The following is a 21,242-nucleotide window of genomic DNA, read 5'->3' as shown; positions in this document are numbered from 1 at the left end:
TTATTATCATCACTCTACGTTACGCTTCTGTCTTCTACTATAAGCCCCATCACATGCGCTATTTTCCTATGATTGTATTTTCTCTGATGGTCTCTGCGTCTGGTATTTTGCCCGCTAGGGCACAGCCAACCATTCCTGATATTACCGAACAAGCAAAAGCTCAATTTGAGATCAGGCAAGTCGAGATGAAAAGCGACGCACAGCATGATTATCGACTTTTCATCGCACTTCCACGCCAACCCGCACCTGAAGGTGGCTATCCAGTGCTGTATATGCTGGATGGCAATGCCCAGTTTCCTGTTGCCGTAAACAGCTATAACGCGAAAAACGGCGCGGCACCGCTGATCGTCGCGATCGGTTATCCGATCGATAAACCTTACGATGTTCCCGCCCGCACGCGTGACTATACGCCGCCAACAACGATGACCGACCCAGATTTTGCTGCAGGCGGTGAAGCCGAGGCGTTTCACCAATTTCTGCAATCCACGGTAAAACCCTGGGTTGAAGCGAACTATGCCGTCAATAAGCAAAAACAAACGTTGACTGGGCACTCTTTCGGTGGTTTGTTTACGCTCTATACGCTTTTTAATCACACCGAATCTTTCCAGCGCTATGTTGCCGCCAGTCCGTCTATCTGGTGGGGAAATGGCGTTGTGATTCCCGCCAGAACGCCGCTGCTTTCCACATCACCGCTGTCAATTACTGTCACAGCAGGGGCAAATGAGGATGAACCTGTCAAAATGCAGGCGGGTAAACCCGTCGATGAAAAACGGGCAGAACGACTCAGCCAAAGAAAAATGGTGGAAAGAGCAAAAACGCTGGCCGCACAGCTCAACGAACAAGGCACAAAAACTGACTTTATTCTGTTCCCCGGCAAAGGGCACGGCGACGTGATCCCGGATGCCATCGGCAAAGCGGTCGCTATCGCCGGTCAATAGTTATCAGGTAACACCGTTCTCAGATAAAACAATAAAAAACCCCGGCTGTCAGGCCGGGGCTCATTTTGTATAACGCTATTTACACGATAGCGATTACTGCTGTGCTTCACGCTCGGCAATAAACGCCAACGCTTTATCAATACGCGCCAGCGAACGCTGTTGGCCAATTGCATGCACAGTCACGTCAACGCCCGGAGACTGGCCTGCTCCAGTGACAGCAACGCGCAGCGGCATACCGACTTTACCCATGCCCTGACCCAGTTCGTCCGCCGTGCCCTGGATGGCGTGGTGGATGTTCTCAGCAGTCCAATCGGTAATCGCTGCCAGTTTCTCACGTACCAGCTCAAGCGGCTGACGTGCAACTGGACGCAGATGTTTCTTCGCCGCATCGGCGTCAAACTCAGCAAAATCTTCATAGAAATAACGGCACGAGTCCGCCATTTCTTTCAACGTCTTACAACGTTCGCCCAACAGGCCAACCAGTTCACTCAACTGCGGTCCGGTACGGGTATCAATTCCAGCCTGCTCAATATGCCATGACAAATGCGTTGCCACGTATTCTGCGGGTAAATGGTTAATATAGTGATGGTTCAGCCATTGCAGCTTCTCAGTATTGAAAGCGCTCGCAGATTTGCTAACGGCATCCAGCGAGAACAGAGACTTCATCTCATCAATAGAGAAGATTTCCTGATCGCCAGATGACCAGCCTAAACGCACCAAGTAGTTCAGCAGCGCTTCCGGCAGATAGCCGTCATCACGGTATTGCATCACACCGACAGCACCGTGACGTTTGGACAATTTCTTACCGTCATCGCCCAAAATCATCGACACATGTGCATATTCCGGCACCGGCGCGCCCAGCGCTTTCAGAATGTTGATCTGGCGCGGCGTGTTGTTGATATGGTCTTCACCACGAATAACGTGCGTGATTTCCATATCCCAGTCATCGATTACGACACAGAAATTATAGGTCGGTGAACCGTCGGTACGACGGATAATCAGATCGTCGAGTTCCTGATTGCTGAATTCGATCGGCCCGCGAATGCGGTCATTGAAGATAACCGAGCCTTCCTGCGGGTTAAGGAAACGCACGACGTGCGGCTCATCATCGGCATGATGTTCGTGAGAACCACGGCAATGGCCGTCATAACGCGGCTTTTCGCCGTTTTCCATCTGCTGTTCACGCAGCGCTTCCAGACGCTCTTTAGAGCAGTAGCATTTATATGCCGTACCGTTTTCCAACATCTGATCAATAACGGCGTTGTAACGGTCAAAACGTTTAGTCTGGTAGTACGGGCCTTCATCCCAGTTCAGGCTCAGCCAGTTCATACCATCCATAATGGCATCAATCGCGTCTTGGGTTGAACGCTCCAGATCGGTATCTTCAATACGCAACACGAACTCGCCGTCCTGATGACGGGCAAACAACCAGGAGTAAAGTGCGGTACGAGCACCGCCGACGTGAAGATAGCCAGTAGGACTCGGGGCAAAACGGGTTTTGATTTTCATTTGGGATTACAGCCTTATTACGCAACGGCTGTCGGCACAGACCGACATAAGCTCAAGAACAAAAGTGGGCAACATTCTATCACTCTGCTTCGATTCCTCAACGCCGTAACATGCCGACCGTGCTTTTATTCTGGAGGAAATAGCAAGATAACAGGCCAAATTGCACAAGGATGCAGCACCAGCGGCGATAAATACGACGCCTTGACTAATTTTGCAACGAACAATCATTTTAGTTTTAAAAAGCGTTGACTCACATTCAAGGATCCCTATAATGCGACTCCACACAGCGGGGGTGATTAGCTCAGCTGGGAGAGCACCTCCCTTACAAGGAGGGGGTCGGCGGTTCGATCCCGTCATCACCCACCACTCTTTTGAGTTTTAAAGAAGAGTAGCTCGCTGTGTAGAGTAAGAAGATTTGAGATTGGGTGATTAGCTCAGCTGGGAGAGCACCTCCCTTACAAGGAGGGGGTCGGCGGTTCGATCCCGTCATCACCCACCAATCTCATACCAGCTGGTCTTCTTATTAGAAGTTGAAGTAAATCAAGAAGTAAATGTAGTACAGAAGTGGGTGATTAGCTCAGCTGGGAGAGCACCTCCCTTACAAGGAGGGGGTCGGCGGTTCGATCCCGTCATCACCCACCACTTCTGCGGGTCGTTAGCTCAGTCGGTAGAGCAGTTGACTTTTAATCAATTGGTCGCAGGTTCGAATCCTGCACGACCCACCACTTCCGCAAAGTGATAGCTCTCTGAAGTAAATCCACCTAATGTTATCTGTTGCACGTGTCGTGTAGGTGAAAACCTGCGTTCAGGTTCGAGCCGAGCGAAGCGAGACAGCAACGCGCCAGCGTTGACCCCGAAGGGGCGAGGCCAAAGGCCGAGTCATCCTGCACGACCCACCACTTCCGCAAAGTGAATCCTCTCTGAAGTCAATCCATCCAATGTTATGTATTGCACGTGTCGTGTAGATAAAATTCTACTCAATTGCTCCGTATTAGCGCTCCCAATATTCAATGAAGTACCGCAGCCCTACTCAGCTACGGCACCGAAATATCACGCCAGTACGGCTAAGTCCGCTGCATCAAAACCGCGTAATTTATCCGTCTGCCCAGAACGCACCTTTTGTACCCATTGCGCATCAGAAAGCAGAACTCGGCCTACCGCGATCAGATCAAACTCCTCTCGCTCCATCCGCACATGTAGATTGTCCAATGCCGCCGTGCCAGAACCCTCACCGCCAAACGCGGAAAAGAAATCCGAGGTCAACCCCACCGAGCCAACGCTGATTGTCGCCGCACCCGTCAGTTTTTTCGCCCAACCGGCGAAGTTCAGCCCTTCCGCCCCATCAACCTCAGGGAATTCAGGCTCCCAGAAACGACGCTGGGAACAGTGAAGAATATCCACACCCGCCTCAACCAGCGGCGCTAGCCAGTCCGTCATCTCCTGTGGGGAACTCGCCAGACGTGCGCTGTAGTCCTGCTGCTTCCACTGACTCACACGCAGAATCAGCGGGAAATCCTCACCAACAGCGACTCGGACAGCACGAATTACCTCAGCGGCAAAGCGAGAGCGTTCGCGGATCGTTGCGCCACCAAAGGCATCTTCACGCTTATTCGTGCCCGACCAAAAGAATTGGTCAATCAGGTAACCATGCGCACCATGCAGTTCCAGCGTGTCAAAACCCAATCGTTTTGCATCCGCCGCAGCGCGAGCAAACGCCGCCACGGTATCAGCGATATCTTCTTCGGTCATCACCACACCGCGAGGCTCATCTGGGCCGACGATTCCCGAGGGGCTTTCAACAGGCGCATCAGGCTCCCAGCCGCGTCCGTGGGTTGACCCCGTATGCCAAATTTGCGGCCCAATACGGCCACCAGCGGCATGAACCGCTTTCGCCACCGCATCCCAACCAGCCAACGCGGCTTCGCCATGAAAGAGCGGGATCCCTGGCATATTACGCGAAGCGGGACGATCAACTACCGTTCCCTCTGTCAGAATCAGCCCGACTCCCCCTTCGGCACGGCGGCGATAATATTCCGCCTGCGCTGGGCCAGGAATGCCGTTTTCAGCCATACCTCTCGTCATCGGTGCCATGACAATGCGGTTAGGAAGAGTTAACCCTTTCAACGTGAAGGGACTAAACAGAACATCATCAGACATAAATATTTCCTTTTATGGTTTAACGTCATAGCGGCGTTGAATATCGATTAGAAACGCAATTCATGCAGTTAAGCAACCCCCCGTTAGCATCGCCTCCCGTAAAGAGAATGCCACCCTGCTTGCACTTATAAATGATGTATGACATATATGATAGATGTCAATTGACATTTAAAAATAGAGGCACGGTATGAAATACACAACGTTTGGACGTAATACGGGCTTACGCGTTTCCGAACTTGCTCTCGGAACAGGAAATTTTGGCACCGGTTGGGGCTATGGTTCTGAAAAAGAACAGGCTAAACAGGTATTTGATCGTTATGCCAACGCGGGCGGCAACTTCATCGATACAGCGGATGCTTACCAGTTAGGCCAATCTGAGCAGATGGTCGGAGAATTCATTGCCGCAGATCGCGACCATTTTGTTGTAGCGACGAAGTACACCTTAAGTGCCATGCCGGATGCCGGAATTTCCCGAACCGGCAATAGCCGCAAGAACATGATCTCATCGGTAGAAAACAGCCTGAAGAGACTGAAAACCGATCGTATTGATGTGCTGTGGGCGCACTTTGATGACCAATTAACGCCCCTGGAAGAGATTGTTCGCACTTTCGACGATCTCATTCGGGCAGGAAAAATCCAGTACGCAGGCTTCTCTAATTTCCCCGCCTGGCGCATTGCCCGAGCGGACACTATCGCGGAACTGCGCGGCTGGTCGCGAATTGCCGGTATTCAGGTGGAATACAGTCTGGTGCAGCGTACCGCAGAACGAGAGCTACTGCCGATGGCTGAAGCAATGGGGCTGGCAGCAACGCTTTGGTCTCCATTGGGTGGTGGCTTGCTGACGGGAAAATATCGTCAAAGTAAAGAAGGCCGGCTGATCGGTTTTGGCGGAAGATTAGTGCACACCGAGCAAGACACGACCTTGCTGGATGAGGTTTTTCGCGTTGCAAACGACTTGAACGTCATGCCAATACACATTGCCATCGCCTGGTTGCGGCATAAATCAGCCCGGGCTAGCACCAGCCTGATCCCTATTCTGGGCTCCCGCACGCTGGCACAGTTGGATGATACGCTGCTCGCATTAAATGTGACGCTAAACGACGATCAGGTCGCGCGACTGGATGAAGTCAGTGCTATTTCGCTGGGGACGCCACACGATCAGATCGCAGAGACATTGTCTCGGGCTCAGGGAGGCGACAGCGCTCATATTATTACACCGTGGCCGCCGCGATCCTGATCCGGCTATTGATGAAAGGCATCATCTATTGAGTCTGACTTTTTCATACCCTAAGATGATGCCTGACAGAAAAAGGAGAACAACATGGCCCGTGTATCAAAACAACAGATGGAGCGTAACCGAGAAGAAATCATCCAGGTTTCTTCACAGCTCTTTCGTGAACGGGGCCTGAACGGCGTTAGCGTGAACGATCTGATGGCAGCAGCAGGCTTAACCCACGGTGGTTTCTATGGTCATTTTGCATCTAAAGATGAACTCGCCGCCATCGCCAGCCGAAAAGCGCTTGAGGATTCCGGTACTCGCTGGCAGGAAATGTGCCAGCGCGCAGATAAACATAACCTGAAAACACTGGTGGAACACTATCTTTCCCCCGCCCATCGAGACGGCGCAAAAGATGGCTGCGCCCTCACGGCACTAGCCAATGACATAGCCAGAGAAAGTGCAGATAAACCAGTACACGACGTTTATCTCAGCGGTGTCAAAGCCATGCTGGATAGGCTGGAGTCCCTCTCGACGATAAAAGATAAAGAGCAGCGCAAGCAGCATGCTCTGGCGCAATTCGCCCTGTTATCCGGTGCGCTGGCGCTAGCACGCGCAACAGCTGGCGATACTTTGTCGGACGACTTTCTCAATGCCGCCAAAAAGGCACTGCTTGGCGAAGCATAAACAGGTTATGGAAAAGGGGCCTGTCGCATCCAGGATAGGTTCCAAACCGCATCCACTCTTAAAACGATTCCCTGTATACAATCCACTCCTCTGACCTTCAGCTATTCAGACTACACCCTTTTTCATAACATCTTGTTATTGCATTATTCCCATCCATCATTAGACCGCCGCAATCGCGGTGCTATGCTTATCCGCACTTGCCCTGTTCACCTAATTTTTTGACAGAAAATATCAAATTTATTTGTTTTCTATTCAGGCGTTAAATCGACGACACTGCCGCCTTATATCCAATAGCACTTTTCGTTAACTCACGAGGTTGTCTAGTATGATTTCTCAGTTGAATCAGTGGTTCACGCGTTTAACCAATCATCCCGATGCAGGTAAACTTTTACTGCGTTTAACCGTGGGTATTCTGCTGCTGTTTCACGGCGTAGCAAAAATTGAGCACGGTGTGGGTTGGATCGTACAGATGCTGCAAGGCGCAGGCCTGCCAGGTTTTATCGCTTACGGTGTCTACGTGGGCGAAGTCGTTGCACCGATTCTGATTATTCTGGGCGTATTTACCCGTATTTCAGGCCTGATTGCCGCGCTGACGCTGGTTGTGGCAACGCTGATGGTTGGCATGGGTAAATTCTTCACCCTGACCGACGTTGGCGCCTGGGCGCTGGAACTGGAAGCACTCTATTTCTTTGCTGGCATTATCATCATGCTGGTTGGCAGCGGCCGTTATTCTGTTGCCTCTAATCCTGCTTATCGTTAATCCTTGCCATACGGCAGGCATTTCCGATAAAAGCAAAAAACCCGCGAATATCGCGGGTTTTTTTATTGCAGCTATCTTCCGATCAGATTTCCCAATCGTGGCTATAGCGCTTAGGCTTGAACTGAATCACATCGCCTTTCTGTAGCCCGTGCAGGCTTGCATCGTCTTTTGCGACTTCCGCTTCAATCAGTTCAGACTGCTCACCCAGCTTCAACGACAGGCGCGTTAAGGCGCCGAGTGGACGAATATCGCGCACCGTCACCGCCTGATAACCTTCCTGCGCCTGAACGGATAGCGACACTTCATGAGGACGGAACAGAATCGTCTCTTCCGTTTGCGCCACTTTCAGTCGGTTACTATCGCCGAGGAAATGGTAAACAAACTCGCTGGCTGGGTTGTTATACACCTCTGCTGGCGTGCCGATTTGTTCAATCACGCCTTTATTCATCAGCACGATACGGTCAGCCACTTCCATCGCTTCTTCCTGATCGTGCGTCACAAATACCGAGGTCAGATCGATATCTTCATGCAACTGAGACAACCAGCGGCGCAGCTCTTTACGCACCTTGGCATCCAGCGCGCCAAAGGGTTCATCCAGCAGCAGGATGCTCGGTTCGACGATCAGCGCACGCGCCAGTGCAATACGCTGACGCTGGCCGCCGGAAAGCTGTTCAGGATAACGATCTCCCAGCCAGTCCAACTGCACCAGATTCAGCAGCTCATGTACTTTCTTTTCGATATCACGCTTCGAAGGCCGGATATTTTTCGGCTTCATTCGCAGCCCAAACGCGACGTTATCGAACACCGTCATGTGGCGGAATAGCGCGTAGTGCTGGAAGACAAACCCCACGTTGCGTTTGCGCACATCGTGGACGGACACATCCTGACCGTGGAAAATAATACTGCCACTATCCGGCTGTTCCAGTCCGGCGATAATACGCAGCAGCGTTGTCTTACCGCAGCCCGATGGCCCCAGCAGCGCCACCAGCTCACCGCTGTGGATCGATAAATTAATTTCGTTCAGCGCCCGAAACTGGCCAAATTGTTTATTAATATTGCGAATCTCAATGCTCATTTTTGGCCAACTCCTGTTGTTTCTGTATTTGCTTCGTCAATCGACCTTCACTCCACTGGCGCAGTAACAGCACCACCAGCGACATGATCAGCAGCAGAATCGCCACGCTGAAGGCCGCAACGATGTTGTACTCGTTATAAAGAATTTCGATATGCAGCGGCAGCGTGTTCGTCAGGCCGCGAATATGGCCGGAAATGACGGAAACGGCACCAAACTCGCCCATCGCGCGCGCAGTACACAGCACCACGCCGTAAATCAGCGCCCACTTCACATTCGGCAGCGTGATATGCCAGAACATTTGCCAGCCGTTCGCCCCCAGCAGACGTGCCGCTTCTTCCTCCTGCGAACCCTGCTCTTCCATCAGCGGAATCAACTCACGGGCAACATAAGGCAATGTGACGAAAATTGTCGCCAGCACGATGCCCGGCACAGCGTAAACAATTTGCAGATCGTGTTCGAGCAGGAAGGGATAGATCTTGCTTTGTGCGCCAAACAACAGCACATACACCAACCCCGCCACAACGGGGGAAACAGAAAACGGTAAATCGATCAACGCCAGCAGAAAGCTCTTGCCACGAAACTCGAATTTCGTCACACACCACGCCGTCGCCAATCCGAATACCACGTTTAACGGCACGGAAATGACGGTCGCAAGCAGCGTCAACTTCAGTGCGGAGATCGCATCCGGTTCTGTAATCGCATCCCAAAATGCATCGATGCCTTTATCTAGCCCCTGGGTCACCACCATCATCAGCGGCAGCACCAGAATCAGAAAAAAGACGATCCACGCGAGTGAAACCAGAATGTAATAGGCTGCGGGCTGCTTTTTTCTTTTAGCCGCGCTGGCCTGAGCGGAAATAACCTGTTCCATGACGACCAGCCCTTACAGTTTCGGTTGAATGCGGCGCTGCAACACGTTAATCAGCAGCAGCATAATGAAAGAAACCAGCAGCATGAACACGCCGATCCCGGTTGCCCCTTTGTAGTCATACTGATCGAGCTTGGAGACGATCAGCAGCGGCAGGATTTCGGTTTTAAACGGAATGTTCCCCGCGATAAACACCACGGAGCCGTACTCCCCCACGCCGCGAGCAAAAGCCAGCGCAAAGCCCGTCAGCCACGCCGGTAACAGCGCAGGAAGCAAGACATGGCGGAAAACCTGAAGCGGACGCGCGCCCAGACAGGCGGCGGCCTCTTCGACTTCTTTGGGAATATCGGCCAGTACCGGTTGTAGCGTTCTGACCACGAAAGGCAGCGTGACAAAAATAAGCGCCAGCGTGATGCCAATCCCGGTGTAGGCAATTTTGAACGGAAACAGCGAGCCAATCAGACCATTCGGTGCATACAGCGCCGTCAGGGCAATCCCCGCGACCGCTGTGGGCAGCGCGAAGGGCATGTCGATCATGGCATCGATCACTTTACGGCCGGGAAAGGTATAGCGCACGAGCACCCAGGCCAGCAGCGTCCCGAGAATACCGTTAATAAAAGCCGCAGCCAGCGCTGTACCAAACGAAAGCCGCAGGGAGAAAAGCACCTGACGGCTGGTTATCAGATCCCAAAACTGGCCGAACGTTAATTGGCTGGCATATAAAAACATCCCCGCCAACGGAATGAGGACAATTAATCCTAAATAGCTCAGGCTAAACCCTAACGTTAGCCCGAAACCGGGAATCACTGAGGAAGAACGCTGTGACATACCGTGCCTTTAATTTTCATACTCACTACCCAGCCAACAACTGCTTGCCGACACGCGCTACCTGACAGAAGATTTCGGGCGGCTGTCGCCAGCCTTTTAACCTGAAAAAAGCCGCTAGGTGATAGCGGCCTTAATCCGTCAGACGTTAAAACTTACTTATTGATCTCTTTAAAGATTGCGTCGAACACGCCACCATCGTTAAAGAATTTGTCCTGTGCCGCTTTCCAGCCACCAAAGTCCTTATCGATCGTCACCAGATTCACAGGGGCAAACTGATTTTTAAACTCTTCAGCAATCTTGGCGTTACGTGGACGGTAGAAATTTTTACCGATGATGCGCTGTGCTTCATCGCTGTAGAGGTATTGCAGATAAGCTTCAGCCTGTTTCTGCGTTCCCTTGCGCTCAACGACTTTATCCACAACGGCAACTGGCGGTTCAGCCAGAATCGACAGAGATGGTGTGACGATTTCAAGCTGATCGCCGCCCTGCTCTTGCAGAGACAGGTACGCTTCGTTTTCCCATGCCAGCAACACATCACCTAACTGACGCTGTACAAAGCTAATGGTCGCCCCACGCGCACCGGTATCGAGAACAGGCGCATGACGATACAGCTCGGTCACAAATTTCAGTGCGGTTTCATCATTACCGCCCGGTTGCGCTTTGGCATACGCCCACGCGGCCAGGAAGTTCCAGCGTGCGCCGCCAGAAGTTTTCGGGTTTGGCGTGATGACTTCAACGCCCGGTTTCACCAGATCGTTCCAGTCTTTGATTTGCTTTGGATTACCTTTACGCACCAGAAAAACGATAGTGGAGGTATAAGGCGTGCTGTTGTCAGGCAAACGCGCCTGCCACTTAGGATCGATCAGCTGTTGATTCAGGTTTAATGCATCAATATCACCGGCCAGCGCCAGCGTCACCACATCGGCCTGCAAACCGTCAATCACCGAACGTGCCTGCTTTCCAGAACCGCCGTGCGAATTTTTGATGGTGATATCTTCACCGGTGGTCGCTTTCCAATGCTTAATAAACGCCGCATTGTATTGCTGATACAGTTCACGCGTCGGATCGTAAGACACGTTTAATAATTCGGTAGCCGCCGAGGCCACACCGGAAAACAACAGTGCTGCCGTAGCAACAGATAACCCCAGACGACGTATTGACATTCTTATCACTCCCTAATGCTCGAAAGTATCAGATAAAATCATGACGGATGTGACTGATTAATAACTTAAATGATTCGACTTGCAGGACAAACGCGATCGTTTTGCACCGCACATATGCAGCTTGAAATAGGACGGGTATATCAGGCTGACAACATGGAAGTGACAATAGTGGATATAGGGAGGGGGCAAAAATATTGTTTCGCGATAATTTATGCTATCGCGTTATATTGTTAATGGTTATGTAATAGTTTTCAATCTAAGCAATTTTGTCACTGTTGACGGCATTTTGCGAGGGAGGACGGGGTAACCCTGATGCCCTGCGGCATCAGGTAAGTACGGCGGGGAACAAACAGGGTTAAGTAAAAACCGTCAATTTTCAGCTCTATTCTTCTTCATCAAGCTGCAAAGCCACGTACAGCAGCAAGCGATCGTCGAAATTCCCCAGATCTAACCCCGTCAGCTCGGAGATGCGGTTGAGACGATACTCCAACGTATTACGGTGAATAAACAGCGCTTTCGCCGTCGCACCGGGCTGAACGTTATTACGGAACCAGGCGCCCAGCGTCCGACGCAGCAGACCATTGCCATCCATTGCTTTCAGCTTCGAGAGTGGCCGCACCAGCTCGTTTGCCTGCCAGCCGCCGCGCAGGCTGTCCAACAGCACGGGCAACATCAGATCCTGATAGTAATAACAGCGCTGAGCAGGCATACGCTGTTTGCCCACGCTCATGGTTGTGCGTGCTGTGCGGTAAGAGCGCGCGATACTGCCAGGGCCGGCAAAATAGTTTCCCAGCGCCAACCGCACCCGCAGCCGACTGCTTTCCGCCATGCGCGACATGAGCGTATCCACCCGCCGCCGATGATCTTCTGCATCCCAGCGCCCGTGGCTGTTCAACGCCGGTTTTAGCACCACCATTTCTGTCAGGGAAACGATCGCGATCAGGTTGTCACGTTCCGGCGTGGTCAGCAGCGTCTGCAACTGCTGTAGCTCCGCCATGGCAGAATCTACCCCGAGCTGCCCGCTGTCCACTTCAATCACCGCCGCAACGCGTGGCTTATTCAGATCGATGCCTAAGCGCTGCGCCCACTCCATGAGGGCGGGAGAAAGATCGTCGGTGCGGATCAGGTTCAACACCAGCTCTTCACGCAGACGGCTATCCTGCGCCAGCATATGCAACAACCTCGCCTGCTCCAGCATCATTTCCGCCGTCATACAGACCAGTTCGCCGTACTGCCGTAGCTGGCTGGGGTTCCCTGTTAAACCAATAACACCAACGATTTCACCGTCGATGCGCAGGGGTAAATTGATGCCTGGACGCACGCCATGCAGGTGGCGCGCCACGGCATCATCAATATCGACGACCCGTCCCTGCGAGAGCGCCAGCAGCGCTCCTTCGTGCAGTTCCCCCAATCGTTCCTGATCGCCACTGCCGATAATCTTACCGCGAGCATCCATCACATTGATATTGCTATCAATGATCTGCATGGTCCGCGCGACAATATCCTGTGCCATCTTGGCATTGAGATGATACGACGCCATTTTTACCTCTGAGAGGAACATTGACAATTGCACCAGCATACCGCCACACCGTGCGCCACACATTGTGCAAATTAACAAAGAAACGGGAATTAGATTAAATCTGTGGAAGAACTCACAAAAGCACTTTCATGGAGAAGCGAGAACGAGCCGGGCACCGAAGTGCCCGGCCAGATAATCAACGTAACAAGTTGTCTTAAAAGGCAATTATCCACTTACACGTTGAACAGAGCGGTTATTGAGCCAGCAGATAAATCGTGCTGTCGCCACGGCGTACATTCAAGGCTAATACTGCCGGTTTGCTGTCGAGAATTTTACGCAGCTCGCCAATATTCTGTACCGCCTGCTGGTTAACCCCGAGAATAATGTCGTCCTTCTTCAGACCAATTTTAGCCGCGGCGGAACCGGGTTTGACGTTATCCACCTTGACACCTTTTTCGCCGTCCACCTGCGTATTGCTCAGCTCGGCACCTTCGATGCCAGAGTAGAGATTGCCGGAAGCCACCTGAGCCTGATTGCTCTGTTGCAGCGTCACCTCGACCGTCAGCGGTTTACCCTCACGCAGCAGCCCCAACGCCACTTTACTGCCCACCGGCAGCGAGCCAACCTGCGCACGCAGCGCGGAGAAACTGCTGACCGCTTTGCCATTCAGCGTGACGATCACATCACCCGCCTTGATGCCTGCTTCATCGGCTGCCGATTTTGGTCGTACCTGGCTCACAAACGCGCCACGCTGGGCATCCACTTTCATCGCCTGCGCCAGTTCAGAGTTCAACTCCGTCCCGGTAATACCCAACTCGCCGCGCTTCACTTCGCCAAATTCGACAATCTGTGCCACGACGCTTTTCACCATATTGCTGGGGATAGCGAAACCAATCCCGATATTGCCGCCATCTGGGGCAAGAATCGCGGTATTCAGACCAACCAGTTCCCCATTCAGGTTCACCAGCGCGCCACCGGAATTCCCCCGGTTAATCGCCGCATCGGTCTGAATAAAGTTCTCATAGTTTTCAATATTCAACCCACTACGCCCTAGCGCAGACACAATGCCCGAGGTCGCCGTTTCGCCCAGACCATACGGGTTACCAATCGCCACCGTGTAATCACCAACCCGCAACTGGTCAGAATCCGCGACCTTGATAGCCGTCAGATTTTTGAAGTCTTTCAGCTGCACCAGTGCGATATCTGAACGCGGATCTTTACCTAACATCTTGGCGTCATACTTGCGGCCATCACTGAGGCGAACCTGAATCTTATCGGCGTTCTCCACCACGTGGCTGTTAGTCACCACATAGCCTTTCTCCGCATTAATCACAACGCCCGCGCCCAGCGCCTGGAAGTTTTCCTGTTTTGGTTGCTGTTGGCCGTTGTCATCATCGTTCCCTTCTCCCTGACACACAGGCGACGACTGGAACGGCGATCCGTCCTGGCAGAAAGGCGAGTTTTCACCAAAAAATGGCTGAAGCTGCGGGGGGATTCCTTCTTTTCCCGCATTGCCCGCGTTGGTGGTATGCCCTTCCACGTAGATGCTCACCACGGAAGGCATGACCTTTTCCAGCATAGGGGCCAGGCTAGGGAGTTGACCCGATGACGCGGCAGACGCCGCTGACTCAGCCGCATTCGCCGTGGTGGAGCCCATCGCCATCGCCATCGCCAGACTTAACGCCAGCGCACTCAGAACCAGTGATTTTCTTTTCATAGGAGTATGTCTCATAGTAATCAACACGCGAGTCTTACGGCCCGTGTACCCGACACCGGGTACACTCAGTGTGTCGTGCTGTATGAGATAAATATGGACCAACAATGTTCCCGAGGGGAAGATCGTGAAGCGTAAGGAAATATTGAACGGCTTTACAAAACTCGCGATTTCCATTGCCGTCTGTTCGTCGCTAATCTGCCGCCATCAGCTTGCGGTATTCGTCGTAGGCGTACAAATCCGTCATACCGCTGATGTAATCCTGAATCAGACGCGCACGATAGTAATATTCACGGACGATTCGCTCGTTTTCGGGTAAGGCTTCCAACGCGGCAACCGCTTCGCAATAGGCCAGACAGTGCTTGCTGGACAGCTTGTGATAAAGCCGCGTTTCAATCGGATAGCGCCTGTGCGTATCATCGAGGACAAGCTGACTGAAATCCTGATAGGGCATCTCGAGCAGCGGGCTATAAATATCCAGCAGGCCGCGAATCACGCGATCTCCCTGTAGCTCCAGCTGTTCAACCTCATGATGATTAAAAACGTGTTTTAAGGCGACGTGTTTGAAAATGCCTAGCAGGCGATTCTGCGGGCTGTCGTCCTCAAGCAACGCCTGATTAAACGATCCGGCATAGATCGCTGGCAGGTTATCAATAAAACGCTTCGCGGCATGCGGCACCATCTGCTGCACGGTATTAACGCGAAGATTCATGAAGAACTGATCGTCGTGACTGCGCCATTTTAAACGTTCACGCTCTTTGAAGGCGTGTTCAATCGTCTTAGCGAAAATATCTTTCTCCGTTCCTTCTCCCCAATTTTCACGCAACAGGTCGTACAATTCTTCAATCGTGAGAATCTCTTTCTCAACGGCATCTTCCAGATCCGCAATACAGTAGGAAACATCATCCGCTGCTTCCATGATGTAGCTCAGCGGATGACGATGAAATTCGCCCATATCCAGCTCTTCACGTAGTCTGGCGACAAACGCTTCTTCTGCCAGATAGTAGCCCGGCTTCTTCATCAAATAGTGGTAATCCGCCGGCAGTTCGCCGTGCCAATATGCGGGACGGGTATATTTCAAAATACAGGCGACTTGCCCGTAGGTCAGATTGAGCTTCAGCAATGTGTGTACCAGCCTGATCGCCTGTGCATTGCCTTCAAAGTGGCTCAGATCCTGTCGGATTTGCCCACGCAATTCGTCCAGCCCATCCTGCTGCATCCGTAGCGTAGGGACTTTACAATCATCGACACGTTCCGGGGATTCATTGTCCAGATAATGGCTATCCAGCAATTTTCTGAACCATTGGTTAATCGCAGATTCGCCAAAATGCCCGAATGGCGGATTGCCGATGTCATGCATCAGGCACGCCATTTCGACCATGCTTTCAAACGGCGTTTGTCTGTCTTCCAGACCCAGCGACGCCAGCCGCCCATCGACTTGCAGGCGGTGCAAAATATCTTTGGCGATATAGCGCCCCACCTGCTGAACTTCCATCGAATGGGTCAGGCGGGAACGGACAGCCGCGTTACGCTCCAGCGGGAAGACCTGGGTTTTTTGCTGTAAGCGGCGGATGGCGGCGGAGTTAATAATACGACCACGATCGCTCTCAAACTGACGCACAATCGCATAGCCATTATCAGCCGTTTTAGGTCGGCTGAAATGTCGCTGAAAGCTCATTTTTTTGGCGAAATCGATATCAGACATACGGTTCTCCCTATCATCCCGCTACAGCAAAATAATGCACACTCCATCTCATCCCGCTAGCCATGATAGACTAACGCCCGCGATATACACCTAATGCTGGTCATTTAACGATCGAGATACACGGTGCGACCACAGGGGTGAGGCATCCCTGCGGGAACCTCCCCCTGTGTTTCCCCTAAAATGGGGCTTCAGTGACCAGCATTAGGTATACGCCTTCCATTTATAACAGAATTTGCGGGGAACCTTATGAAAGTCGGTATTATCGGCGCGATGGAACAAGAAGTAACGCTGCTGCGCGATCGGATTGAAAACCGTCAAACCTTCCAGCGTGCGGGTTGCGAAATTTACACCGGACAAATCAACGGCGTAGAGGTCGCCCTGCTGAAATCGGGTATCGGCAAAGTCTCCGCCGCGCTGGGCACCACGCTGCTGCTAGAACACAGCAAGCCGGACGTGGTAATTAACACCGGTTCCGCTGGCGGACTGGCACCTACATTGAACGTCGGTGATATCGTGGTTTCCGATGAAGTGCGCTACCACGATGCTGACGTCACGGCCTTTGGCTATGAACCCGGTCAAATGGCGGGCTGCCCTGCCGCTTTCCCCGCCGATGACAAACTCATCGCGCTGGCACAGGAAACCATTGCCGATTTACAGCTGAACGCCGTACGCGGTCTGGTTGTCAGCGGTGATGCCTTCATTAACGGCGCAGAACCATTAGCCCGTATCCGCACGACCTTCCCGAAGGCCATTGCCGTGGAAATGGAAGCGACGGCGATCGCCCATGTCTGCCATCAGTTCGCCGTCCCGTTTGTGGTTGTGCGTGCCATTTCTGATGTGGCCGATAAAGAATCACACCTGAGTTTCGATGAATTCCTGAGCGTTGCGGCACAGCAATCAACGCGGATGGTGGAAGCAATTCTGGCTAAGCTGGCCACACGCTAATCGTGACTGTCAGGCTTCTCTGCTGGCTGACCGGGCTACTGCTCTGCACCGCCGCTTACGCCATTCCGCAGCGTGTCATTAGTCTCGCACCGCACGCGACGGAAATGGCCTATGCAGCTGGCATGGGCGAACAGCTGATTGCGGTCAGCGCCTGGTCAGATTACCCGCCAGAAGCGAAAAAGCTGGAACAAGTGGCTTCCTGGCAGGGGATCAACCTGGAGCGGATCCTCGCCCTCAAACCCGACCTGATTCTGGCGTGGCGCGAGGGTAACCCACAGCGGCCACTGGAACAGCTCGCCAATTTCTCGATTCCTATCGTTTATCTGGATGCGAAGACGTTAGACGATATTCCCGCGTCATTGCGACAGTTGGCGACCTATAGCCGCCATCCTGAGCAAGCCGAACGGTCTGCGACAGATTTTCAGCAGGAAATAGGCAGGCTACGACACACGGGCGAGAGGCAGAATGCAGCGCCACTGCGGGTATTCATTCAATTTGGCACTCAGCCACTGTTTACTTCTTCGCAAGCGACGCTGCAAAGCCAAATCGTTTCACTGTGCGGCGCAGAAAATGTCTTTAACGACAGTCCGGTGCCCTGGCCACAGGTCAGCCGTGAGCAGGTATTAAGGCGGCAGCCACAGGCCATTATTGTCAGCGGAGCGCCAGATAGCATTGCCAGCGTGCAGGCGTTTTGGCAGCCGCAATTAGCGGTGCCGGTCATTACCGTCAATGAAGACTGGTTTAGCCGCAGCGGCCCTCGTTTGCTATTAGCAGCCCGACAAATTTGTTCTCAATTAACAGCATTAAGCCCCGACTCTTCGTCAGCAAAGTGATTGTTAATTAACACTGTGAAATCACTTCGATAACAATAGCTTCATTAGTATACAAGTTGTAACACTCATAGGCTTTTATTTCGCCAATATTTGCCGATAATCTGAACGCAACGGTGGAATTATAGACATCATTAATGGCGTTAATTACCACCCGGCGATAAAGCCAAAGAAAGTTGTACGAAATGAGAAAATTTTGAACCGGCAGCGGTTCCTTTGACACCAGGTAGCTTTAACTATGAAAAATGCGTTGCTTTACGCGGGCTTACTGATGGCGGCCTGTAGCACAGCATATGCAGGAAATCAGGGTGGGCAAATTAATGCTCAACTGACGATACTACCGGCGTGCGGCGTAACGCCTCAATCCGGTCAATATCAAATGACATGTAACGTAGCCTCTGTACCACAACCTAAAATTACTGAGTCACGTATTCAGGTCGATCAGGCAAAACTTTCTGCCTCTGCGGCAAAAACCGCACAGGGTACGGAAACGCGTCTGATTACGGTCGAATGGTAATCAACCTAACGTATGACGAGCCGATAAAAAAACCGTGTCTTGATGTCAGGACACGGTTTTTGTTTTTTTAGTCGGCCGATCATCGTAATGCAGGATCAGACGCTGAAAGAGGAACCACAGCCACAGGTGGATTTCGCATTCGGATTCGTCACGACAAAACGAGAACCTTCCAGCCCTTCGGTATAATCCACCGCACCGCCAACCAGATATTGCAGGCTCATCGGGTCAACCACCAGCGACACCCCTTGCTTCTCAATGGTCATATCGCCGTCGTTGATTTGATCATCAAAGGTAAAACCGTACTGGAAGCCGCTACAGCCGCCGCCCGTGATATACACGCGCAGTTTCAGCTCTGGGTTTTCTTCATCAGCAATCAGGTTTTTCACCTTACTTGCCGCTGCATCGGTAAATTGCAGAGGCAGTGCTGCTATATCGTCGCTCATATTTTTACTCCCAACTCAGGGCTTACCAGGTGATAAACCCATATTCATACGCTTATTATCCGGCAGTCTGCGAAAACGTTCAAGATTTGACAGCGGCTGTTGAAATAATCGCCGCATTATGCCGCCTCATTTTCCCCACAGCCAGTACTCTCTGTAGGTATCCTGCGGCGTGTTTTCAAGTGAAAACCCGCGCAGCGATTTCATAACAGCGATCAGTTTATTAGAATACCCCTACATTTTACGATTAAGACCAGTCAGGACCGCGTAATGAACAAATCTGAAAGCCTGTATGCTGCGGCACAGCAACTTATTCCCGGCGGAGTGAATTCACCCGTTCGTGCTTTTAACGGCGTCGGCGGTACCCCGCTGTTCATCGAACGGGCTGATGGCGCTTATCTCTACGACGCCGACGAACAAGCGTACATTGATTACGTGGGATCGTGGGGCCCGATGGTGCTGGGGCACAATCACCCGGCAATTCGTGATGCGGTGATCGCCGCCGCAGAACGTGGTCTGAGTTTTGGCGCACCAACCGAGATGGAAGTGCAGATGGCACGTCTGGTCACTTCGCTGGTGCCCAGCATGGATATGGTGCGGATGGTCAACTCCGGCACCGAAGCCACCATGAGCGCAATTCGTTTGGCACGTGGCTACACCGGTCGTGACAAAATCATTAAATTTGAAGGCTGCTACCACGGCCATGCCGATTGCCTGCTGGTGAAAGCCGGTTCCGGCGCGCTGACGCTGGGTCAACCGAACTCTCCCGGCGTTCCGGCCGACTTTGCTCGCCATACGCTAACCTGCGTCTATAACGATCTGTCGTCCGTACGCGCCGCATTTGAACAATACCCTGACGAGATCGCTGCAATCATTGTCGAACCCGTTGCGGGCAACATGAACTGCGTTCCACCGCTGCCGGATTTCCTTCCTGGACTGCGCGCTCTGTGCGACGAGTTTGGCGCCCTGTTCATCATCGATGAAGTGATGACCGGCTTCCGCGTCGCACTGGCGGGTGCACAGTCGCACTACGGCGTGGTGCCGGATCTGACCTGTCTGGGGAAAATCATCGGCGGCGGCATGCCAGTTGGCGCATTCGGCGGCAAGCGTGAAGTCATGCAGGCGCTGGCACCGACCGGTCCGGTTTATCAGGCGGGAACACTGTCCGGCAACCCGATTGCTATGGCGGCAGGCTTTGCCTGTTTGACGGAAGTCGCGAAACCCGGTGTACATGAAAAACTCACCGCGTTGACCAATCAGCTGGCAGAAGGCCTGCTGGCTGCCGCGAAAGCCGAAAACATTCCGCTAGTCGTGAATCAGGCGGGCGGTATGTTTGGCCTGTTCTTCACGGATGCCGAAAGTGTCACCTGCTATCAGGATGTGATGAAGTGCGACGTCGAGCGCTTTAAGCTGTTTTTCCACATGATGCTGGAAGAAGGGGTTTATCTCGCGCCGTCCGCTTTTGAAGCGGGCTTTATGTCGCTGGCGCATACGCCACAGGACATCGACCGCACCATCGAAGCCGCGCAGCTCTGCTTCTCACGCCTGTAAAGCGTATCTCGACGGCGTCATTCACTAGCATTGACGCCGTCGCATCCATCCGTTGTTTCAGTCTTCATTACACCCTCTCCCTGCCCTCCACTTTTTTCGTCAGGATTCTCGTTTGAGAATGACAAGCCGTTTCAAATTGGTTATGAGTAAGTGTATGTTCCTGAAAATAGCGGAGAGGTCATGTTAAAGATTCTAGGACGCACGTCGTCGATCAACGTTCGAAAAGTGCTGTGGCTGTGCGATGAGTTGGCGATTCCCTTCGACCGCGAAGACTGGGGTGAGGGCTATCAGTCACCGCAATCACCAGCATTTTTGGCGCTCAATCCTAATGGCATGATACCGGTTATTCAGGATGACGATTTTGTCATGTGGGAATCGAACGCGATTATACGTTACCTCGCCAACGCAAAGGACGGTGCCTGGCTCTACCCGCCGGATCCACGCAGCCGTGCTTCGATCGATCAATGGATCGACTGGCAGGCCAACGAGCTCAATCCTTCATGGCGTTACGCTTTTATGTCGCTGGTGCGTCAGTCTCCCGCCCATCAGGATCCCCAGCTCTTGACGGCCTCCTGCAATCTTTGGTCGCGCACCATGGGCATTTTGAATCAGCAACTGGAGCGAACCGGCCACTACGTTGCAGGACAAGCGTTTACACTGGCCGATATTCCCATCGGGCTGTCGGTAAACCGCTGGTATGAAACGCCGCTGGAACACACGGACTATCCCGCCGTCCGCGCCTACTATGAGCGCTTAAGCGAACGCGCAGGCTACCTGACCTGGGGACGAAACGGCACGCCATAACACGATGTTCGTAGGG

At 52.5% G+C, this 21,242-nt stretch carries 19 protein-coding genes, 4 tRNA genes and 1 other RNA gene; 14 read left to right on the top strand and 10 right to left on the bottom strand.

Translation table 11 applies throughout. The annotated features are described in order from the left end of the window. Positions 1–68 precede the first annotated feature (68 nt). Positions 69–938 carry an alpha/beta hydrolase gene (locus WCT94_RS18070; protein ID WP_336870831.1) on the top strand — a complete coding sequence of 290 codons (870 nt, stop codon included), beginning with the start codon at positions 69–71 and terminating at the stop codon, positions 936–938. Positions 939–1,031: 93 nt separating this feature from the next. Here the strand turns inward: WCT94_RS18070 and gltX are convergent, their stop codons facing one another. Further along, complete coding sequence (gene gltX / locus WCT94_RS18065; protein ID WP_336870828.1) at positions 1,032–2,447, bottom strand: glutamate--tRNA ligase; 1,416 nt, start codon at positions 2,445–2,447, stop codon at positions 1,032–1,034. 290 nt (positions 2,448–2,737) lie between these two features. On the opposite strand from gltX, the gene WCT94_RS18060 reads away from it, so the two are divergent. The 5 genes from WCT94_RS18060 to WCT94_RS18040 all read left to right on the top strand — a co-directional run bounded on the left by WCT94_RS18060 (position 2,738) and on the right by WCT94_RS18040 (position 3,346). Then, positions 2,738–2,813: transfer RNA gene (locus WCT94_RS18060), tRNA-Val, on the top strand. A gap of 57 nt (positions 2,814–2,870) precedes the next feature. After that, a tRNA-Val gene (locus WCT94_RS18055) sits at positions 2,871–2,946 on the top strand. Positions 2,947–3,013: 67 nt separating this feature from the next. Next, a tRNA-Val gene (locus WCT94_RS18050) sits at positions 3,014–3,089 on the top strand. A gap of 7 nt (positions 3,090–3,096) precedes the next feature. Further along, positions 3,097–3,172: transfer RNA gene (locus tag WCT94_RS18045), tRNA-Lys, on the top strand. Positions 3,173–3,218: 46 nt separating this feature from the next. Further along, a non-coding RNA gene (locus WCT94_RS18040) (RtT sRNA) lies at positions 3,219–3,346 on the top strand. A gap of 151 nt (positions 3,347–3,497) precedes the next feature. Here the strand turns inward: WCT94_RS18040 and WCT94_RS18035 are convergent. Continuing rightward, entirely contained in the window at positions 3,498–4,604 is a 1,107-nt protein-coding gene (locus tag WCT94_RS18035) for an NADH:flavin oxidoreductase (protein ID WP_336870827.1), read from the bottom strand. A 187-nt stretch (positions 4,605–4,791) separates the two neighbouring features. On the opposite strand from WCT94_RS18035, the gene WCT94_RS18030 reads away from it, so the two are divergent. The 3 genes from WCT94_RS18030 (at position 4,792) to WCT94_RS18020 (ending at position 7,267) form a co-directional block, all read left to right on the top strand. Further along, positions 4,792–5,841, top strand: a complete 1,050-nt coding sequence (locus WCT94_RS18030; protein WP_336870824.1) for an aldo/keto reductase — start codon at positions 4,792–4,794, stop codon at positions 5,839–5,841. Positions 5,842–5,925: 84 nt separating this feature from the next. Beyond that, positions 5,926–6,507: a TetR/AcrR family transcriptional regulator gene (locus WCT94_RS18025; protein ID WP_336870822.1), complete on the top strand. Its 582-nt coding sequence runs from the start codon at positions 5,926–5,928 to the stop codon at positions 6,505–6,507. 325 nt (positions 6,508–6,832) lie between these two features. After that, positions 6,833–7,267, top strand: coding sequence for a DoxX family protein (locus tag WCT94_RS18020; RefSeq protein ID WP_336870819.1), 435 nt, complete (start codon positions 6,833–6,835; stop codon positions 7,265–7,267). Between the two features lie 82 nt (positions 7,268–7,349). Here WCT94_RS18020 and WCT94_RS18015 read toward each other — a convergent pair whose 3' ends face one another. The 7 genes from WCT94_RS18015 to dgt all read right to left on the bottom strand — a co-directional run bounded on the left by WCT94_RS18015 (position 7,350) and on the right by dgt (position 16,139). Next, positions 7,350–8,342: a sulfate/molybdate ABC transporter ATP-binding protein gene (locus WCT94_RS18015; protein ID WP_336870818.1), complete on the bottom strand. Its 993-nt coding sequence runs from the start codon at positions 8,340–8,342 to the stop codon at positions 7,350–7,352. Then, the gene (cysW, locus tag WCT94_RS18010; protein WP_225085466.1) at positions 8,332–9,213 is read right to left on the bottom strand and encodes a sulfate ABC transporter permease subunit CysW; all 882 of its coding nucleotides are present in this window, start codon (positions 9,211–9,213) and stop codon (positions 8,332–8,334) included. The genes WCT94_RS18015 and cysW overlap by 11 nt, the downstream gene beginning before the upstream one ends. Positions 9,214–9,225: 12 nt before the next feature. Continuing rightward, positions 9,226–10,038, bottom strand: a complete 813-nt coding sequence (gene cysT / locus WCT94_RS18005) for a sulfate ABC transporter permease subunit CysT (RefSeq protein ID WP_010280704.1) — start codon at positions 10,036–10,038, stop codon at positions 9,226–9,228. Positions 10,039–10,190: 152 nt separating this feature from the next. Next, on the bottom strand, positions 10,191–11,195 hold the full coding sequence (locus WCT94_RS18000) for a sulfate ABC transporter substrate-binding protein (protein WP_442955506.1): 1,005 nt from the start codon (positions 11,193–11,195) through the stop codon (positions 10,191–10,193). A gap of 388 nt (positions 11,196–11,583) precedes the next feature. Further along, on the bottom strand, positions 11,584–12,741 hold the full coding sequence (locus WCT94_RS17995) for a CdaR family transcriptional regulator (protein ID WP_015841264.1): 1,158 nt from the start codon (positions 12,739–12,741) through the stop codon (positions 11,584–11,586). 232 nt (positions 12,742–12,973) lie between these two features. Further along, positions 12,974–14,437: a serine endoprotease DegP gene (gene degP, locus WCT94_RS17990; protein WP_336870812.1), complete on the bottom strand. Its 1,464-nt coding sequence runs from the start codon at positions 14,435–14,437 to the stop codon at positions 12,974–12,976. A gap of 190 nt (positions 14,438–14,627) precedes the next feature. Then, positions 14,628–16,139 (bottom strand): dGTPase, encoded by a 1,512-nt coding sequence (gene dgt / locus WCT94_RS17985; RefSeq protein WP_336870810.1) that lies wholly within the window; start codon positions 16,137–16,139, stop codon positions 14,628–14,630. A 246-nt stretch (positions 16,140–16,385) separates the two neighbouring features. Between dgt and mtnN the strand changes: the two genes are divergently transcribed. From mtnN to WCT94_RS17970, 3 genes are all read left to right on the top strand, one after another. Next, positions 16,386–17,084: a 5'-methylthioadenosine/S-adenosylhomocysteine nucleosidase gene (gene mtnN, locus WCT94_RS17980; RefSeq protein WP_336870808.1), complete on the top strand. Its 699-nt coding sequence runs from the start codon at positions 16,386–16,388 to the stop codon at positions 17,082–17,084. Between the two features lie 2 nt (positions 17,085–17,086). Continuing rightward, positions 17,087–17,917, top strand: a complete 831-nt coding sequence (gene btuF / locus WCT94_RS17975) for a vitamin B12 ABC transporter substrate-binding protein BtuF (RefSeq protein WP_336870807.1) — start codon at positions 17,087–17,089, stop codon at positions 17,915–17,917. Between the two features lie 235 nt (positions 17,918–18,152). After that, positions 18,153–18,431 carry a hypothetical protein gene (locus tag WCT94_RS17970; protein ID WP_336870805.1) on the top strand — a complete coding sequence of 93 codons (279 nt, stop codon included), beginning with the start codon at positions 18,153–18,155 and terminating at the stop codon, positions 18,429–18,431. A 95-nt stretch (positions 18,432–18,526) separates the two neighbouring features. On the opposite strand, the gene erpA is transcribed toward WCT94_RS17970, so the two are convergent. Next, a complete protein-coding gene (gene erpA, locus WCT94_RS17965; RefSeq protein WP_015841270.1) occupies positions 18,527–18,874 on the bottom strand; it encodes an iron-sulfur cluster insertion protein ErpA in 348 nt (115 codons plus the stop codon). A 267-nt stretch (positions 18,875–19,141) separates the two neighbouring features. Between erpA and hemL the strand changes: the two genes are divergently transcribed. Continuing rightward, a complete protein-coding gene (gene hemL / locus WCT94_RS17960) occupies positions 19,142–20,422 on the top strand; it encodes a glutamate-1-semialdehyde 2,1-aminomutase (RefSeq protein ID WP_015841272.1) in 1,281 nt (426 codons plus the stop codon). A 180-nt stretch (positions 20,423–20,602) separates the two neighbouring features. Further along, the gene (locus tag WCT94_RS17955) at positions 20,603–21,226 is read left to right on the top strand and encodes a glutathione S-transferase family protein (protein WP_336870802.1); all 624 of its coding nucleotides are present in this window, start codon (positions 20,603–20,605) and stop codon (positions 21,224–21,226) included. Positions 21,227–21,242: the final 16 nt, after the last annotated feature.

It is taken from the genome of Pectobacterium sp. 1950-15, from assembly GCF_037136835.1.
Lineage (GTDB): Bacteria > Pseudomonadota > Gammaproteobacteria > Enterobacterales > Enterobacteriaceae > Pectobacterium.
Note: the sequence above shows the minus strand (reverse complement) of the source record. Positions and strands in the feature narration are given on the sequence as shown.

Bases quoted from the DNA above. Each gene is read 5' to 3' on its own strand.
- erpA (WP_015841270.1), bottom strand. From the start codon at position 18,874: ATGAGCGACGATATAGCAGCACTGCCTCTGCAATTTACCGATGCAGCG.
- WCT94_RS17970 (WP_336870805.1), top strand. From the start codon at position 18,153: ATGAAAAATGCGTTGCTTTACGCGGGCTTACTGATGGCGGCCTGTAGC.
- cysT (WP_010280704.1), bottom strand. From the start codon at position 10,038: ATGTCACAGCGTTCTTCCTCAGTGATTCCCGGTTTCGGGCTAACGTTA.
- WCT94_RS18015 (WP_336870818.1), bottom strand. From the start codon at position 8,342: ATGAGCATTGAGATTCGCAATATTAATAAACAATTTGGCCAGTTTCGG.
- cysW (WP_225085466.1), bottom strand. From the start codon at position 9,213: ATGGAACAGGTTATTTCCGCTCAGGCCAGCGCGGCTAAAAGAAAAAAG.
- WCT94_RS18020 (WP_336870819.1), top strand. From the start codon at position 6,833: ATGATTTCTCAGTTGAATCAGTGGTTCACGCGTTTAACCAATCATCCC.
- hemL (WP_015841272.1), top strand. From the start codon at position 19,142: ATGAACAAATCTGAAAGCCTGTATGCTGCGGCACAGCAACTTATTCCC.
- WCT94_RS18030 (WP_336870824.1), top strand. From the start codon at position 4,792: ATGAAATACACAACGTTTGGACGTAATACGGGCTTACGCGTTTCCGAA.
- WCT94_RS18025 (WP_336870822.1), top strand. From the start codon at position 5,926: ATGGCCCGTGTATCAAAACAACAGATGGAGCGTAACCGAGAAGAAATC.
- WCT94_RS18035 (WP_336870827.1), bottom strand. From the start codon at position 4,604: ATGTCTGATGATGTTCTGTTTAGTCCCTTCACGTTGAAAGGGTTAACT.
- WCT94_RS17955 (WP_336870802.1), top strand. From the start codon at position 20,603: ATGTTAAAGATTCTAGGACGCACGTCGTCGATCAACGTTCGAAAAGTG.
- gltX (WP_336870828.1), bottom strand. From the start codon at position 2,447: ATGAAAATCAAAACCCGTTTTGCCCCGAGTCCTACTGGCTATCTTCAC.
- degP (WP_336870812.1), bottom strand. From the start codon at position 14,437: ATGAAAAGAAAATCACTGGTTCTGAGTGCGCTGGCGTTAAGTCTGGCG.
- mtnN (WP_336870808.1), top strand. From the start codon at position 16,386: ATGAAAGTCGGTATTATCGGCGCGATGGAACAAGAAGTAACGCTGCTG.
- WCT94_RS18070 (WP_336870831.1), top strand. From the start codon at position 69: ATGATTGTATTTTCTCTGATGGTCTCTGCGTCTGGTATTTTGCCCGCT.
- dgt (WP_336870810.1), bottom strand. From the start codon at position 16,139: ATGTCTGATATCGATTTCGCCAAAAAAATGAGCTTTCAGCGACATTTC.
- WCT94_RS17995 (WP_015841264.1), bottom strand. From the start codon at position 12,741: ATGGCGTCGTATCATCTCAATGCCAAGATGGCACAGGATATTGTCGCG.